Consider the following 15,316-nt stretch of genomic DNA (forward strand, 5'->3'; position numbering starts at 1 on the left):
GCGAGCCGCCGGAACGCTGCATCAGGTCACTCGTTCACGCAACCAGTCGAGGCAGACCAGGGCGAACTCGCGTTGCCAGGAACGCATCGTCGGCAACCCGGGCGGAGCCGGCTGAGCCGAGCCCCACCAGAGCCCACCGGAGAACGCCGCGATGAACCCGGTGATGCCGTCGTCGTCCGGGAAATCCGGGAGCGTCAGCGATCCGCGCATGTCGGCCCGGAGGATCACGGGGTCGGCCCACGTGGGCGCGGCGGCCGCGTGCGCCCAGTCGATGAACACCACACGGTCGTCGGTGAGGATCAGGTTGTCCGCCCGTAGATCCCAGTGCGCGAGCGCCTCGGTCTTCGCCAGCGCCCGCATCCCGGTCCGCGCGAGCTCGGCGAACTCCTCCTCACGGCCGGCAGCCCAGTCCGGTACCGGGAGGTTGTCGGCGATCACCAGGTCCCACCGGGAGAGGAACCCCTCACTCCGTACCGCGGCGACCGGCGCATCCGGCCAGGGCGACGGGGTGAGCGCCTCGGTGAGGTCGGCGAGGGCACCGAGGACCCGGTCGGCGTCAGCGCGGTCCCACGGGTGCGGGGGAAGGCGGCCGTCGATGTCCTCCAGCAACATCGCCACCCACTCGCCGTCGTCGTACACCTCGTACAACCGCGGCACCTGGGGGAGCGGCGAGATCGCCTGCATGGCGGCGATCTCCCGGCGGAACAGGGTGGGCGTGTCGGGGTTGAGCTCCGGCCCGACGCCCTTGACGAAAGCCCGCCGGCCGGAAGCGGTCACCAACCGAGCGGCAACCCCAGGCGAAAACCCGCCCACCTGAGTAGAAGCCGAAACCACAGCAGACCCGAGCGAGTCCTCGACCCAGGCCCGAACCCGCCCCGGAGCCTGTTCGTAGGCCAAGCGGGTCCCCAGTGCGTGCGCCATGCCTACCGAGGGTAGATGGTCTCGCCACCCGGCCGCGGCCGGTTTTCCACCGGCCGGACTGTCGCCCGGCCGGTGGCTCTGCCGCTGGAAGGGATCAGGGGCGTCCGAGGTCGGGGCCGGCCGGGCCGGTCTGCTGGGGACCATCCTCGATCCGCTCGCAGCGCCCACCGGCGACGTCACAGCGAAGGGTCGCTTCGCGGGTCGACCCCACTCCCGTCTGGTCGATCAGGTGAGTGTCGTCCTCCCAGATGGCCTGGAAGTCCGCGTCGAGCAGGAGCGGCGATACGTTCAGCCGCGTCCTGGCCCCGGTTTCGACCTCGATCCCTGCCACCACGGCGCCTCCGGTCACGAGGAGTTCCCCGTCCGGTGAAAGCGCCGCGCCGCTGGCGCCGCACTGTTCCCGGACAGTTCGCAACCGGGTGCCCTCCAGGACGGCGACACGGACACAGGGACCTGGCCCCTTGCCGTCCTCGTCGACTTGCTCCTGCTCGCTGAGCAGCAGGCGGTCTGTCGTCCGGTACGCCGTCAGGCGCCGCCCGCTGGTGTCCACGGACACCGGGTCGGAGCCCGGCACCCACAGCTGGGTCCGGGAGCGCTCGCGCTCGGGCATGAACCAGATCCCGTTGCTGTTCCAGCCCAGCACCTCGGCCTCCCGGTCGGTCGGCCAGGAGGTGGCCTCCTTGCCGGTGGCAACGTTTCGGACGGTCACCCGGGCCTGGTCGTCCCCGGTCGGGGTGACGAACACGACCTGCGACCGGTCGGGGGAGAGGCTGAACCCGTCGCCGGTGAACGGACCGAACGACCGGTACGCGCCGGAGGTGTCCAGCCGCCCGATCTCGAGCTCGCCCCCGGAGCCGTAGCGCTGCCGGCCGATGATCCACCCACAGTCGACCCGGCCCAGGCTGAAGTACGTGAAGCCCTTCTCGACCGGAACGCGAACCCCCAGGTCCTCGAGGTAGCCACCCGCCCCCTCGCGGTTCGGCGCCATCGTGAACGGGACTCGCGGTGGCGGGCCGAACGGCAGCTTGTCCAGTTCCGGGGTCGCCGGCTTTGTACCGTTCTGCCGCGGGTAGGCCAACGGCTCGACGGCCGGCGGTGCGGCGCAGGTGCCGGTGGCGACCTGGCCGCGGTCGTCGTTCCGGGAGAGGACCACCGGTACGGCGACCGCCGCGATCACGGCCGCCGCCGCGACCGCGATCACCAGGACCGGCCGCGTACGCCGTACCGGCCGAACAGGAACCGGCGGCGGTACGGCGTCGCCCGGGACGGTCCGGGCCGCGGCGTCGAGGGCGTCGGTCAGACGCTGGTCGAGGTTCATCGATCCTCCTGCAGCTTCGCGCCCAGGGATTTCAGCGCCCGGGAGATGGTGGAACGGACGGTGACCGTGGTGATGCCGAGCGTCTGGGCGATCTCGGCGTCGGACAGGTGCAGGTAGAAGCGCATCACCAGCACCTCTCGCCGCCGGGTCGGCAGGGTCGCCAGCGCGGCCAGCACCTCGCGGCGGTCCTCGCCGAGCATCGCCTGGCTCTCGGCGGACCAGACCGGCGGATCGACGGGCTGCCGATGCAGTACGGCGAGCTTGCGGCGGCGCAGGACCGAGCGGCTGGTGTTCAGCACGGCCGACCGTAGGTACGCCTCGACCCTGGTCCCGTCCTTGATCTTGTCCCAGCGCCGGTACACGGCCGCGAACGACTCCTGCACGGCGTCCTCGGCCGAGGCGCGGTCGCCCAGCATCAGCAGCGCCAGCCGGACCATTCCCGCCCAGTGCTCCCGATAGAGGAGGGTGATCGCCGCCTCACGCTCCGCGTCAGGTGGTGGATGAGCAGGGGATCGGCCCAGGCCCAGTGTCATGTTGGTCACGGTAGAGAGACCCCGGTCCACGCCGTTTGTTGCACGGCCGGACGCTTCGATGCGGAAACGGCTGGCGTGTCATGGGAAGATGGAGCAGTTGTCCTGTCTCCACCCTCAGACGAACTGGATCCCTCCGTGCCCGTTGGACCCACGACCGTTCCGCAGCCGGGTCGCACCGACCCGGCGCTGATCCGGAACTTCTGCATCATCGCCCACATCGACCACGGCAAGTCGACGCTGGCCGACCGGATGCTGCAGATCACCGGCGTGGTCGATCCACGGCAGATGCGGGCCCAGTACCTGGACCGGATGGACATCGAGCGTGAGCGCGGCATCACGATCAAGTCCCAGGCGGTCCGGCTGCCGTTCACGCCGAAGCCGGACACCCCGGGCGGCCTGCTCGCGCCCGACGGCACGACGTACATCCTGAACATGATCGACACCCCCGGCCACGTCGACTTCACCTACGAGGTGTCCCGGTCGCTGGAGGCGTGCGAGGGCGCGGTCCTGCTGGTCGACGCGGCGCAGGGGATCGAGGCGCAGACGCTGGCCAACCTGTACCTCGCACTGAACGCGGACCTGCACATCATCCCGGTGCTGAACAAGATCGACCTGCCCGGCGCGATGCCGGAGAAGTACGCCGCCGAGCTGGCGCACATCATCGGCTGCAAGGAGTCCGACGTCCTGCGCGTCTCGGCCAAGACCGGTGCGGGCGTCGAGGACCTGCTCAGTGAGATCGTCGCCCAGGTCGAGCCGCCGAAGGGTGTCAAGGACGCACCACCGCGGGCGCTGATCTTCGACTCGGTGTACGACACCTACCGCGGCGTGGTCACCTACGTCCGGGTCGTCGACGGCGAGCTGACCCACCGCGAGAAGATCAAGATGATGTCCACCGGCGCGGTGCACGAGATGCTCGAGGTCGGCGTCATCTCGCCCGAGCCGATGAAGTCGCCGAGCATCGGCGTCGGCGAGGTCGGCTACCTGATCACCGGTGTGAAGGACGTCCGTCAGTCCCGCGTCGGTGACACCGTCACCTCGGCGGTGCACGGCGCCACCGAGGCCCTCGGCGGGTACAAGCACCCCCAGCCGATGGTGTACTCCGGCCTGTTCCCGATCGACGGCGACGACTACCCGACGCTGCGCGACGCCCTCGAGCGGCTCCAGCTGAACGACGCGGCCCTGCAGTACGAGCCGGAGAGCTCAGGTGCGCTCGGCTTCGGCTTCCGCTGCGGCTTCCTCGGCCTGCTGCACATGGAGATCGTCCGCGAGCGGCTCGAGCGCGAGTTCGATCTGGACCTGATCTCGACCGCGCCGAACGTGGTCTACCGGGTCGAGATGGAGGACGGCAAGGAACACGTCGTCACCAACCCGAGCGAGTTCCCCGAGGGCAAGATCGCCGAGATCTACGAGCCGGTGGTGCGGGCGACGATCCTCAGCCCGAAGGACTACATCGGCACGATCATGGACCTGTGCCAGACCAAGCGCGGCAACCTGCTCGGCATGGAGTATCTGTCCGAGGACCGGGTCGAGCTGCGCTACACGCTGCCGCTGGCCGAGATCGTCTTCGACTTCTTCGACCAGCTGAAGTCCAAGACCAAGGGCTACGCCTCGCTCGACTACGAACCGACCGGTGAGCAGTCCGCGGCGCTGGTCAAGGTCGACATCCTGCTGCAGGGCGAGACCGTGGACGCGTTCTCGGCGATCGTGCACCGCGACAACGCCTACGCGTACGGCGTCGCGCTGGCCGGCAAGCTCAAGGAGCTGATCCCGCGCCAGCAGTTCGAGGTGCCGATCCAGGCCGCGATCGGGTCCCGGATCATCGCCCGGGAGTCGATCCGGGCGATCCGCAAGGACGTGCTGGCGAAGTGCTACGGCGGTGACATCACCCGGAAGCGCAAGCTGCTGGAGAAGCAGAAGGAGGGCAAGAAGCGGATGAAGATGGTCGGCCGCGTCGAGGTCCCCCAAGAAGCCTTCATCGCCGCCCTGCGCACCAGCGACAGCCCGGAGAAGGCGAAGAAGTAGGTCGTCAGGGTGGGTCTGCCCCGCTCCCTTCGAGTCAGGAGACCCACCAAGTGCCGATTGAGATCCCGGCCGATTTCCTCGTCGTAGCGTCCCGTGGACCGGACTGGGCCGCGTGGCTCGACGAGCTGCCGCGCCTGACCCGCGAACTGCTCGACGAGTGGGAACTGCGGGTCGACGGCGGACCGGCGTACGGGAACTGCGCGGTGGTGGTTCCCGTGCTCACGTCGGACGGGGCACGCGCGGTACTGAAGGTGCAGTTCCCGCATTGGGAGGCGGAGACCGAGCACCTGGCTCTGCGGATCTGGGACGGCAACGGCGCTGTACGCATGCTGCGGGCGGATCCGCGGCGCTTCGCGATCCTGATGGAGCGGCTGGAGTCACGCGATCTGACGACCATCGGCGACGTGGACGCGTGCGAGGTGGTCGGGGCGGCTTACTCGCGGCTGCACGTGCCGGCTGGGCCGCAGTTCCGTACGTTGTCGGGTGAGTTGAAGCGGTGGATCCAGGGGTTTCGAGAGTTGCCGTCGTCGGCGCCGGTGCCGCATCGGTACGTGGAGCAGGCGATCTCGCTGGGGGAGGACTTCGCGTCGGATCCGTCGTGCGACGGGGTGTTGATCCACACGGATCTGCACTACTTCAACGTGCTGGCGGGGGAGCGGGAACCGTGGTTGGTGATCGACCCGAAGCCGCTCTCCGGTGATCCGTGCTACGAGGTCGCGCCGCTGCTGTGGAACCGCTGGGACGAAGTAGTTGCCTCCGGCGATCTTCGCTTCCGTGTGCGGCAGAGGTTCTACGCGGCAATCGACGCGGGCGGGTTGGATGAGGATCGGGCCCGCGACTGGGTGATCGTGCGGCAACTGCTGAACGTGTTGTGGACCCTGCAGGAGGCGGGCACCGACGAGTCCCTGCCGCAGGACTGGGTGACGCGAAACATCGCAATCGCCAAAGCAATCCAAGACTGAGTACCTAGAGTCGCCCCGTCAGCGCGTGCCCAGCCCGGTGCCGCGGTCCAAGGATCCTGCCTGGCCGGGGTAGGTCCGTTCGCCTGCCCCAGACAGTCAGCAACCCCGGGACCGCTGGGCTGGATCAGGGCTCGCCGGGCTCGCGTCCGCCAGTACGCCGTCAGGAAACTCGGTGGATGGGAGGTGGGCTTGGGGGTGAAGATTCGGGTATGCGGTTGTTGACGGTGAATGTTGTCGAGGAGCTTCTTCCAGGGCCCAAGGAGTCCGGGTTCACGGCGATCGACAAGCGACCTCAACCCGGACGGGTACCGGTGGGTGAGCTCGGGCTGCTCGGGGACCGGGTTTGTGACACCGCGAACCACGGGGGCCCGGATCAGGCGGTCTACGCCTACGCGCAGGAGGACGCCGACTGGTGGTCGGCGGAGATCGAGCGCGACATCCCGACCGGACTCTTCGGCGAGAACCTCCGCACCGAGGGTATCGACATCACCGACGCCCTCCTCGGTGAGACCTGGCGGATCGGCCCCGAGGTCGAGGTGATGGTCCGCGCGCCCCGCATCCCCTGCATCACGTTCCAGCACCGCATGCGGATCCCGCGCTGGGTCAAACGGTTCCATCAAGCCGGCCGGCCCGGGGCGTACCTCAAGGTGCTGAAGACCGGCACGATCGCCGCGGACGATTCCATCGAGGTACTGCACCGGCCGGAGCACGAAGTCACGATCGGGCACATGTTCGGGGACCAGGATCCCGGCAAGATGCAGGTGATGCTCGACTCCGGGGTCGACCTGATGGACGAACTACGGGAGATCGCGCAGCGCGTCGCGGCGCGCGGATGACGGGGGTCCTGCCCGCGCCTGGTCCGTTGCGGCCGTTGGCGCTCGCCACCTTGCTGAGCCGGATCGGGAACGGCTTGCTGATGACCGTCAGCGTGCTGTACTTCAGCCGGATCGTCGGGTTGTCGGTCGCGCAGATCGGGCTCGGCCTGACCGTCGCCGGCTTGTTCGGTCTGTTGTCCGCGGTGCCGTTCGGTCATCTTGCGGATCGGCGCGGGCCACGGACGTTGTTCGTTGTGCTGAGCATCGTTCTCTGCGGGTTGTCCCTGCTCTACCTGCTGGTCGAGAACTTCTGGCAGTTCCTCGTCGTCTCGGTCGTCCTGACGATCGTGGACCGCGGCGCGGGCGCGGTCCGGGTCGCGCTGATCGCCGCCGTCACGCAGGGCGCCGGACGGGTCGCGGCACGCGCGTATCTCCGCGCGATCACCAACATCGGGATCACGGCCGGCGCCGGGATCGCGGTGTTCGCGCTGCACTTCGACACCGCCACGGCGTACCGGCTGATGTTCGTCCTGGACGCGGGCCTCAGCGTGGTCGCCGCGCTGGTCGTGCTCGCCGTACCGCGGGTCGCGCCGCAGCCGAAGTCCGACGGCGGTCCCGTCTGGATCGCGCTGAGAGATCGCGGGTACCTCGCGGTGGCGGCGCTGAACGCGGGGATGTCGATCCACTACGCCGTCCTCGACGTGGCGATCCCGCTCTGGGTGGTCGACCACACGGACGCGCCTCGGTGGACGGTGGCCCTGCTGCTCGGCATCAACACGGTCGTGGTCGCGTTGTTCCAGGTTCGGTCCAGCCGCGGGATCGCCGACCCGGCGTCGGCCGCCAAGGCCACCCGGACCGCGGGACTGTTGCTTCTGGCCTCGATGGCGTTGTTCGCCGGCGCGGCCGGGGGCGGCGTGATCGTCGCGGTGGCCCTGCTCGCGGTCGGTGCGCTGGTCCAGGTGATCGGCGAGCTGCTGCAGTCGTCCGGCTCGTTCCTGCTCGGCTTCGATCTCGCCGACGACCGCGCCCAAGGTCAGTACCAGGGTGTCTGGAACACGAGCATGTCGATCAGCACCATGCTCGCCCCCACCGTCCTGGCCCTGCTCCCGCTCGGTCTCGGGGTACCGGGCTGGCTCATCCTCGGGGTCTGGTTCGCCGGGATCGGCATCCTCTTCGTCCCGGTCGTCCGCTGGGCCGCGGCGCGCAAACCCCAGCCGGCACTCGTCTAGACCGTCGGCTCCAGGTAGCCGAGAGCCGCGGAGATCTTGTGGGCGGCCTCGGTCGCGGCCGGGGCCATCAGGGCGACCTGCGCGATCGACTGCTCCAGGGACAACGTGGAGATGCTGACCGCGGCGATCGCGGTCGAGGTGTGGTCGTGGATGACGGCCGCGACACAGCGGATCCCCGGCTCGTTCTCCTCGTCGTCCAGCGCGTACCCGCGGGCGCGGACCTGGGCGAGGTCGGCCTTCAACGCGGCCGCGGTGGTGTGGGTGAGCGGGGTTCGCGCCGGCAGCCCGGTCCTGGTGATGAGCGCGTCCAGCTCGTCCTCGGACTTCTCGGCCAGCAACGCCTTGCCGATCCCGGTGCAGTGCAGCCAGAACGCCTTGCCGACGCGGGACGGCATCCGGTACGGCTTGGGGCCGTCCAGGCGGGCCACGTAGATCGCCTCGTCACCGTTGAGCAGGCCGACGTGCACCGTGCACCGGGTCTGCGCGACCAGGTCGGCGAGCACGGGCCGGGCGACCGTGGCCAGGTCGACGTTGGTGAGCGCGTGACCGGCGAGGCGCAGCGCCTTCGGGCCCGGGTGGTACGACCCGTTCTCGGCCTGGGCGACGAACTCGTGCTCGACCAGCGACGCCATGATCCGGTGCACGGTCGACTTGGCCAGCCCGGTCGCGGTGACCACGTCGGTGAACCGGGAGTGCTCGAGGACGGCGTCGAGCACCATCAGCGTCTTGTCGATGGCCGAGGGCGAACTCATGTCGCTCATCCTGTCACCTCTCCTCCGGTCCTCCGCCGCGGCGGAAGCAACCTCTCATCGGGCCAGCCAGCCACCGTCGACCGCGAGCACATGACCGTTGACGTAGTCCGCCGCCGCCGAGGCGAGGAACACCGCGGCGCCGACCAGGTCCTCCGGCCGCCCCCACCGCCCGGCCGGGATCCGCTCCCGGATCGAGGCCTCCCGGTCAGGGTCGGCCCGTAGTGCGGTGGTGTTGTCCGTACTGATGTAGCCCGGCGCGATCGCGTTGACCTGGACGCCGGCCGGTCCCCACTCGTTGGCGAGCGCCTTGGTCAGTCCCGCGACCGCGTGCTTGCTCGCAGTGTAGGCGGGCACCGTGATCCCGCCCTGGAAGCTGAGCAACGACGCGATCGTGACGATCTTGCCCGCGCCGCGCTCGGCCATCGCGGCCCCGATCGGCCGGGTCACGGCCCAGGTGGAGTTGAGGTTCACATCGATCACGTGCTGCCAGTCGGTGGCCGTGGTCGACGCCGCGGGGGCTCGCCGGATCGTGCCGGCGTTGTTGACCAGGATGTCGATCCGGCGCTCGGCGGCCAGTTCGGTGGCGACCGCCTCGACCGCTTCCGGGTCGGCGAAGTCGGCGGTGACCACGGTCGCCGCGCCGCCGCCGTTCTGCTTGATCGCGTCGAGCGTCTCGTCGACGGCGGTGTCCCGGGCCAGCAGGACCAGGTCCGCCCCGGCCGTGGCGTACCCGGCGGCGATGGCAGCGCCGATCCCGCGCCGGGCGCCGGTGACCAGGGCGGTCCGGCCGGCCAGGGAGAAAGTCACCGCAGCTCCGCCACGTCGACGCCGTCCATGTCGCCGAACGCCTGGTTCTCCCCGGCCATCGCCCAGACGAAGCTGTACGAGGACGTGCCGGCGCCGGAGTGGATCGACCAGCTCGGCGAGATCACGGCTTGGCGGTCCGCGACCAGCAGGTGCCGGGTCTCGTCGGGTTCGCCGAGGAGGTGCACGATCCGCTCGGTCTCGGGCAGGCCGAAGTACAAGTAGCACTCGGTCCGGCGGTCGTGGGTGTGCGCGGGCATCGTGTTCCACGTACTGCCCGCGTGCAGCGTGGTGACCCCGAGCACGACCTGGCAGCTGCGGACGCCGTCGGCGTGGATGTACTGGTCGATGGTCCGCCGGTTCGCGGTCTGCTGGTCGCCGAGCTCGAGCCGGTTGCCCTCGCCCGGATGGATCAGGGTGGTCGGGTACTCCGTGTGCGCGGCGGCGGAGAACACGTAGAACGCGGCCTCCTCGCCCTTGAACACGACCTCGCGCGCACCGCGTCCGGCGTACAGGCAGGCGCCGGTGGTGAGCTCGTACTTGGTGCCGTCGACGGTGATCGTGCCGGGACCGCCGACGTTGACGATGCCGGCCTCGCGACGCTCCAGGAAGTACTCGCTGCGCAGCTCCGGCCAGGTGCCGAGGGTGAGCGGCCCGGAGACCGGACGGGCGCCGGCCAGCACGATCCGGTCGTGGTGGGTGAGCACCGCGGTGATCGTGTCCGGGGTGAACAGGTCGTCGACCAGGTACGCCGCGCGGAGACCGGCGGTGTCGAACCCGGGGACCTGGGCGGGGTGGGTGGCGTGCCTGACCTGGAGAGGGTGCTGAGGTGTCGTCACAGAACAAGGTTCTATTCCACGGAACATCCTGTCAAACGCTGCCGGGTCGTGAAACGCTCTGCTGCGGTTCTATGGCGATTGCGGTTCCGCCTCTTGACACCGTGTTCTGGTGAATGGAACCTCCGAGTGACGTCCCGCCCACTGGAGGTAACCCATGACCGCACTCGACTGGTCGGTTCTGGCCGGCTATTTCGTGTTGATGGTGCTGATCGGGGTCTGGTCCCGCACCAAGATCAAGACCGTCGTCGACTACTTCACCACCGGCGGCCGGATCCCGTGGTGGTTGTCGGGGATCTCGCACCACATGTCCGGTTACAGCGCGGTCATGTTCGTCGCCTTCGCCGCGGTCGCCTACAGCTACGGCATCACGGTCTACGTCTGGTGGGCGGTCTCGATCGGCGTCGGGGTCGGGATCGGGGCGTTCGTCTTCGCCGCCCGCTGGAACCGGCTGCGCGCGAAACACGGCGTCGTCTCCCCGCTGGAGTACCTGGCCCGGCGGTACAACCTGCCGACCCAGCAGGCGCTCGCGTACTCCGGGGCCGCGCTCAAGGTGGTCGACATCGCCTCGAAGTGGGTGGCGATCGCCGTCCTGCTGAACGGCTTCACCGGCGTACCGATCCGCTGGGGCATCCTGCTCACCGGTGTGGTGACGATGCTGTACGCGACGCTCGGCGGGTTGTGGGCCGACGTGCTGACCGATTTCGGCCAGTTCGTCATCCAGTTCGCGGCCGGGATCGCGATGTTCGTCGGCGTGCTCACCCACCTCGACGGGATCCCGACCCTGTGGACGATGTGGGACCGGCTGCCCGAGGGACACGGTGATCCGCTGAACGGCCCGTACACCACGGTGTTCCTGATCGCGTTCCTGTTCATCAAGACGTTCGAGTACAACGGCGGCATGTGGAACCTGGCGCAGCGGTACATGGCGGCGCCGAGCGGGTCCGAGGCGAAGCGGTCCGCGTTGCTCTCGTCGGTGCTGTGGCTGATCTGGCCGCTGGTGCTGTTCATCCCGATGTGCGCGGCGCCGTTGCTCGTGCCGGATCTCGGCAAGCCGGAGCAGTCGTACGTCGAACTGGCGCAGCTGTTGTTGCCGACCGGGCTGATCGGGCTCGTGCTGGCCGGGTTCTTCTCGCACACTATGGCGATGGTCGCCTCCGACGCGAACGTGATCTCGTCCGTGATCACCCGCGACCTCGGCCCGGTGCTGGTCCCGAAGCTGCGCCGGCTGAGCGACGCGGCCACGCTGAAGTTCGCCCGGATCACCACCTTCACCTTCGTCACGGTGAGCATGCTGATCGCGATCGCGACCAACGGGCAGGGCGTGGTACTGAAGATCGTGGTGGACCTGGTGGCCGCGACGATGGGGCCGATCTCGATCCCGTTGATGCTCGGCCTGCTGCCCTGGTTCAAGCGCAGCGGGGCGCGGGCGGCGCTGGTCTCGTGGGCGGTCGGACTGGTGGTCTGGGCGATCGTCAAGTGGGGGATCGGGTCGACCGACACCACGCTGGTCGTTGCGTTGCCGTTGGCAACTTCCTTGGTGGTGTACGTCGGGCTCGGGTTGCTGCTGCCGGAACGCCGGGCCGACGTGGACGAGTTGGTCGACTCGCTGAACTCCGACCCGGACGAGACCGACGAGGTGCTCGCCAGGCGAACGGCCGCGCTGGGCTGAGCGTGATTCTGGAACAATGTTCCATCTGAAAGAACCGACATCACTGATCTGAGGAGCTCGCACTTATGCCGAACATCACCGTCGAACTGCTCTCCGGCCGCACCCTGGACCAGCGCCGCGAGTTCGTCGCCGCCGTCACCGACTCCGCCATCGCCATCCTCGGCGCCAAGCGCGAGGCGGTCCGCATCGTCTTCACCGAGATCGAGAAGTCCGACGTAGCCAACGGCGGAGTCCTCGTCTCCGACTCCTGACCCAGAAGAACCTCTTGAGAGGCGGGGGTGCCGTCGGCGCCGGCCTGACCGCAGCTTGTGGCTGGTGCTTTTCAAAAGCGGTGGTGGAAGTCGGCGCCCAGCCTGATCGCGGCCTGTGGCTGGGGCTTTCATGAGGCGGTTGTGGTCGGCGGCGCCCAGCCTGATCGCGGCCTGTGGCTGGGGCTTTTCAAGCGATGTGGATAGAAGCCGACGCTCAAGCCGAGCGCGGCCGCCACCTCGCCTAAAAGTCTCAGCCCCGGGCAGCGCTCGGGATGAGCTGCGGCCTCCACCCCTCGTTCTCCTGAAAAGCCTCAGCCACCCCGGGCGCGCTGGGCGTCACCACCGATCTCCTGAAAAGCCTTAGCTACGGGGCGGCGGTCGGCTGGGCGCGGTCTCTACCGCTCGTCTCTTGGATTGTTTTGGTAGTGCGGCTCCGGCCGGATGGTGGAATTCGGGCGGGAGCTGGGGTGGTCGGCTATACGCTCTGGGGCATGCGAGTTGGGGTTTTTGGTGCGACGGGTCAGGTCGGCGGCGTGATGCGGGAGTTGCTGGTCGAGCGGAAGTTCCCGCTGGACCAGGTGCGGTACTTCGCGTCCGCCCGGTCGGCGGGGACGCAGTTGCCGTTCGGGGACGAGAAGATCACCGTCGAGGATTCCGCGACGGCCGACTTCGCCGGGCTCGACCTGGCGCTGTTCTCGAACGGGAAGACGGCTTCGAAGGAGCTCGCCCCGAAGGTCGCCGCGGCCGGTGCGGTCGTGGTCGACAACTCGTCCGGCTGGCGGATGGATCCCGAGGTCCCGCTGGTCGTCGCCGAGGTGAACCCGGGCGACCTCGACCACCTGCCGAAGGGCATCGTCGCCAACCCGAACTGCACGACGATGGCCGCGATGCCGGTCCTCGCCCCGTTGCACCGCGAGGCCGGGCTGACCCGTCTCGTCGTCTCGACGTACCAGGCCGTGTCCGGTTCGGGCGGCGTCGGGGTGCGTGAGCTCGAGGACCAGACCCAGAGCCTGGTCGAGGGCGCCGGCCGGTTGGCTCGCGGCGCCGCCGGGATCGCGCTGCCGGAGCCCCAGGTGTACGCCGCGCCGATCGCGTTCAACGTGCTCCCGCTCGCCGGGTCGATCGTTGCCGACGGCACCGGTGAGACCGACGAGGAGCAGAAGCTGCGGAACGAGAGCCGCAAGATCCTGCACCTGCCGGACCTCCCGGTCGCCGGGACCTGCGTCCGGGTGCCCGTCTTCACCGGTCACTCGCTCAGCATCCACGCGGAGTTCGCCGCGCCGATCTCGCCGGAGCGCGCGACCGAGTTGCTCGCGGACGCCGCCGGGGTCGAGCTGGCCGACCTCCCGACCCCGTTGCAGGCGGCCGGCCAGGACCCGTCGTACGTGGGCCGGATCCGTCAGGACCAGTCGGTACCGGACGGCCGCGGGCTGGTCCTGTTCGTCTCGAACGACAATCTCCGCAAGGGCGCCGCGTTGAACGCGGTCCAGATCGCGGAGCTCCTGCTCGAGAAGAAGCGCTGACCCTCAGGCGGTCAGCCGGCGGCGGATCTCGGTGAGGTCCGCCGCGACGTTCGCGATCCGCTCGTCGGTCTCCCGGGCGTAGGCGGCCAGCGAATCGGCGGCGGACGTGCAGCGCTCCCGGAGCCGGTCGGCCTGATCCCGCGCCGCCTTCTTGGCCTGCGCGTTCTCCTGACGGACCAGGAGGTAGCGGTTCACGCCGATCCCGATCAGCACCAGGCCGACCAGGATCCAGAACCAGTGCACCAGCCCGAGTCCCACCGCGACCACCAACCCGGCCGCGGACCACACGCCCGGGCCGGCCAGATCGCGGGGCGCCGGCGGACCCACGGTCTCGACGATCGCGGCCTCCGCCTGCGACAACATCAGCGCGTCCGGTCCGTCCGGGCGGATCGTCACCTTCGCGGAGTTGGCCGCCAGGACCACCTCGGCCGGGCTCGGCCGACTCGCGGTCGCGGCCACCTTCTCGACGCCGGGCAGCACGCTCGGTGCGACCACGCGCAGGGCGGCGATCGCCAGGTGCGGTTCCTTCCCGTTCTGCAGGTCCTCGCGCAGCAACTGCTCGACCTGGGCGGCCGGATCGCCGATCGTCCCGGCGCCCGCCTTGCCGTCGCCGGTGATCTGAGCGCGGAGCAGCGCGACCCGGGCCAGCGACTCCCGCTCGGGCTCGCTGCCTTCCGAGATCAGCAGCCGCAGCAAGGCCGACGCGGAGTACTCGTCGGGCTTCTCGGCTTCGGCGTCCGCGAGGTCGCGGGCCGGCTCCAGCGCCTCGGTGTTCCCGGTGACGGTCTCGACGGCGGAGCGGATCCGGCTGACCCGGATCGCCGCCTCCACCTGGTCGGCCACCTCCTCGAACCGGGTCCGCGGCACCGAGTTCGCAGTCCCGCGGCTCTCGATCCGCATCGCCCAGTCGGCCTGCATCGGTGCGACCGACTGCAGCCGCTTCACCACCAACGCGAGTCCCTCGGCGCCGAATCCGCCTCGCGCGCCCGTGATCCACAGGACGCGCTGCAACCGGGTGATGGTGCCGTCGGCCGCCGGTACGCCGAACGCGGTGTCCAGCCACTCGGTACGGACCTGGTGGCGCAGGCCGAGCGTCGCGAGCGCGAGGGAGAGGAACACCGAGGTCCGCCGCTCGTCGACGCGCAGCGCCTCGGCCAACGGCCCTTCGGTGGACGCGGGTGCTTCAGCTGGTCCGTCCTGGACGCCCTTGCCGCTCAGGGCGATCAGCGCGTCGACCGCCGGCCGCAGCCAGTACCCGGGAACGTCGTCGACCGGCCGGGGCAACGCGGTGTCCGAGGCGAGCGCGGTGAGGACCTGCCCGGCGTACCGGCGGACCTCGGCGGCGTCGAGGAAGCCGGCCATCTCGTGCCGGATGTCGGACAGTTCCACGTACGCGTCGAACGCGGCGGACAGCCGTTCCAGCCTGGTCTCGAAGCTGCCCTGGAGCTGGGAGAGGCGGGAACGCAGGCTCGACGTCTCCCAGGCGGCGGACTCCATCTCGCCGCGGAGCTGGTCGAGCTGCTTGTTCTGCCGGTATTCGGTGTACCAGTCCGACGACATCGCGCTGACTCACTCCTCGTACTTCCGCAGTTCGGGCCGCAACAGCATCCCGTGACCCCGGGGTCACCCGGCCGGCCGCGACACGGCGTACGCGCTGGGCGACGGCTCGTGACGGTAC

At 69.5% G+C, this 15,316-nt stretch carries 14 protein-coding genes; 7 read left to right on the forward strand and 7 right to left on the reverse strand.

Going from position 1 to position 15,316, the window contains the following annotated elements:
• Positions 1-21 precede the first annotated feature (21 nt).
• From FB561_RS19925 to FB561_RS19935, 3 genes are all read right to left on the reverse strand, one after another.
• The gene (locus FB561_RS19925; protein WP_170284723.1) at positions 22-777 is read right to left on the reverse strand and encodes a phosphotransferase family protein; all 756 of its coding nucleotides are present in this window, start codon (positions 775-777) and stop codon (positions 22-24) included.
• 238 nt (positions 778-1,015) lie between these two features.
• Positions 1,016-2,239 carry a hypothetical protein gene (locus FB561_RS19930; protein WP_145808779.1) on the reverse strand — a complete coding sequence of 408 codons (1,224 nt, stop codon included), beginning with the start codon at positions 2,237-2,239 and terminating at the stop codon, positions 1,016-1,018.
• A complete protein-coding gene (locus FB561_RS19935; protein WP_145808781.1) occupies positions 2,236-2,772 on the reverse strand; it encodes an RNA polymerase sigma factor in 537 nt (178 codons plus the stop codon). The genes FB561_RS19930 and FB561_RS19935 overlap by 4 nt, the downstream gene beginning before the upstream one ends.
• 135 nt (positions 2,773-2,907) lie before the next feature.
• Between FB561_RS19935 and lepA the strand changes: the two genes are divergently transcribed.
• From lepA to FB561_RS19955, 4 genes are all read left to right on the forward strand, one after another.
• On the forward strand, positions 2,908-4,794 hold the full coding sequence (gene lepA / locus FB561_RS19940) for a translation elongation factor 4 (RefSeq protein ID WP_145808783.1): 1,887 nt from the start codon (positions 2,908-2,910) through the stop codon (positions 4,792-4,794).
• Between the two features lie 50 nt (positions 4,795-4,844).
• On the forward strand, positions 4,845-5,756 hold the full coding sequence (locus tag FB561_RS19945) for an aminoglycoside phosphotransferase family protein (protein ID WP_145808785.1): 912 nt from the start codon (positions 4,845-4,847) through the stop codon (positions 5,754-5,756).
• Between the two features lie 209 nt (positions 5,757-5,965).
• Positions 5,966-6,592 carry an MOSC domain-containing protein gene (locus tag FB561_RS19950; protein WP_145808787.1) on the forward strand — a complete coding sequence of 209 codons (627 nt, stop codon included), beginning with the start codon at positions 5,966-5,968 and terminating at the stop codon, positions 6,590-6,592.
• Entirely contained in the window at positions 6,589-7,800 is a 1,212-nt protein-coding gene (locus FB561_RS19955) for an MFS transporter (RefSeq protein WP_145808789.1), read from the forward strand. The genes FB561_RS19950 and FB561_RS19955 overlap by 4 nt, the downstream gene beginning before the upstream one ends.
• On the opposite strand, the gene FB561_RS19960 is transcribed toward FB561_RS19955, so the two are convergent.
• Genes FB561_RS19960 through kduI form a run of 3 tightly spaced genes read right to left on the reverse strand, consistent with a single transcriptional unit; the run spans position 7,797 to position 10,195 of the window.
• On the reverse strand, positions 7,797-8,561 hold the full coding sequence (locus FB561_RS19960) for an IclR family transcriptional regulator (RefSeq protein ID WP_238334919.1): 765 nt from the start codon (positions 8,559-8,561) through the stop codon (positions 7,797-7,799). The genes FB561_RS19955 and FB561_RS19960 overlap by 4 nt on opposite strands.
• Before the next feature lie 45 nt (positions 8,562-8,606).
• Positions 8,607-9,359 (reverse strand): SDR family oxidoreductase, encoded by a 753-nt coding sequence (locus tag FB561_RS19965; protein ID WP_145808793.1) that lies wholly within the window; start codon positions 9,357-9,359, stop codon positions 8,607-8,609.
• Entirely contained in the window at positions 9,356-10,195 is an 840-nt protein-coding gene (gene kduI, locus FB561_RS19970; protein WP_238334920.1) for a 5-dehydro-4-deoxy-D-glucuronate isomerase, read from the reverse strand. Before kduI ends, FB561_RS19965 begins: the two co-directional genes overlap by 4 nt.
• A gap of 154 nt (positions 10,196-10,349) precedes the next feature.
• Here kduI and FB561_RS19975 point away from each other — a divergent pair, with 154 nt between their 5' ends.
• The 3 genes from FB561_RS19975 (at position 10,350) to FB561_RS19985 (ending at position 13,638) form a co-directional block, all read left to right on the forward strand.
• Positions 10,350-11,864: a sodium:solute symporter family protein gene (locus FB561_RS19975; RefSeq protein WP_145808797.1), complete on the forward strand. Its 1,515-nt coding sequence runs from the start codon at positions 10,350-10,352 to the stop codon at positions 11,862-11,864.
• A gap of 65 nt (positions 11,865-11,929) precedes the next feature.
• Positions 11,930-12,115 (forward strand): tautomerase family protein, encoded by a 186-nt coding sequence (locus FB561_RS19980; RefSeq protein WP_145808799.1) that lies wholly within the window; start codon positions 11,930-11,932, stop codon positions 12,113-12,115.
• A 491-nt stretch (positions 12,116-12,606) separates the two neighbouring features.
• Positions 12,607-13,638: an aspartate-semialdehyde dehydrogenase gene (locus FB561_RS19985; protein ID WP_145808800.1), complete on the forward strand. Its 1,032-nt coding sequence runs from the start codon at positions 12,607-12,609 to the stop codon at positions 13,636-13,638.
• Between the two features lie 3 nt (positions 13,639-13,641).
• Here the strand turns inward: FB561_RS19985 and FB561_RS19990 are convergent, their stop codons facing one another.
• Complete coding sequence (locus FB561_RS19990; protein ID WP_145808802.1) at positions 13,642-15,198, reverse strand: hypothetical protein; 1,557 nt, start codon at positions 15,196-15,198, stop codon at positions 13,642-13,644.
• Between the last annotated feature and the right edge of the window lie 118 nt (positions 15,199-15,316).

The organism is Kribbella amoyensis, from assembly GCF_007828865.1.
Taxonomy (GTDB): Bacteria; Actinomycetota; Actinomycetes; order Propionibacteriales; family Kribbellaceae; genus Kribbella; species Kribbella amoyensis.

What these genes read in the sequence shown, in the direction of transcription:
- FB561_RS19930 (WP_145808779.1), bottom strand. Translation starts at nt 2,239, where the DNA reads ATGAACCTCGACCAGCGTCTGACCGACGCCCTCGACGCCGCGGCCCGG.
- FB561_RS19935 (WP_145808781.1), bottom strand. Translation starts at nt 2,772, where the DNA reads ATGACACTGGGCCTGGGCCGATCCCCTGCTCATCCACCACCTGACGCG.
- FB561_RS19950 (WP_145808787.1), top strand. Translation starts at nt 5,966, where the DNA reads ATGCGGTTGTTGACGGTGAATGTTGTCGAGGAGCTTCTTCCAGGGCCC.
- FB561_RS19955 (WP_145808789.1), top strand. Translation starts at nt 6,589, where the DNA reads ATGACGGGGGTCCTGCCCGCGCCTGGTCCGTTGCGGCCGTTGGCGCTC.
- FB561_RS19960 (WP_238334919.1), bottom strand. Translation starts at nt 8,561, where the DNA reads ATGAGCGACATGAGTTCGCCCTCGGCCATCGACAAGACGCTGATGGTG.
- FB561_RS19975 (WP_145808797.1), top strand. Translation starts at nt 10,350, where the DNA reads ATGACCGCACTCGACTGGTCGGTTCTGGCCGGCTATTTCGTGTTGATG.
- FB561_RS19980 (WP_145808799.1), top strand. Translation starts at nt 11,930, where the DNA reads ATGCCGAACATCACCGTCGAACTGCTCTCCGGCCGCACCCTGGACCAG.
- FB561_RS19985 (WP_145808800.1), top strand. Translation starts at nt 12,607, where the DNA reads ATGCGAGTTGGGGTTTTTGGTGCGACGGGTCAGGTCGGCGGCGTGATG.
- FB561_RS19990 (WP_145808802.1), bottom strand. Translation starts at nt 15,198, where the DNA reads ATGTCGTCGGACTGGTACACCGAATACCGGCAGAACAAGCAGCTCGAC.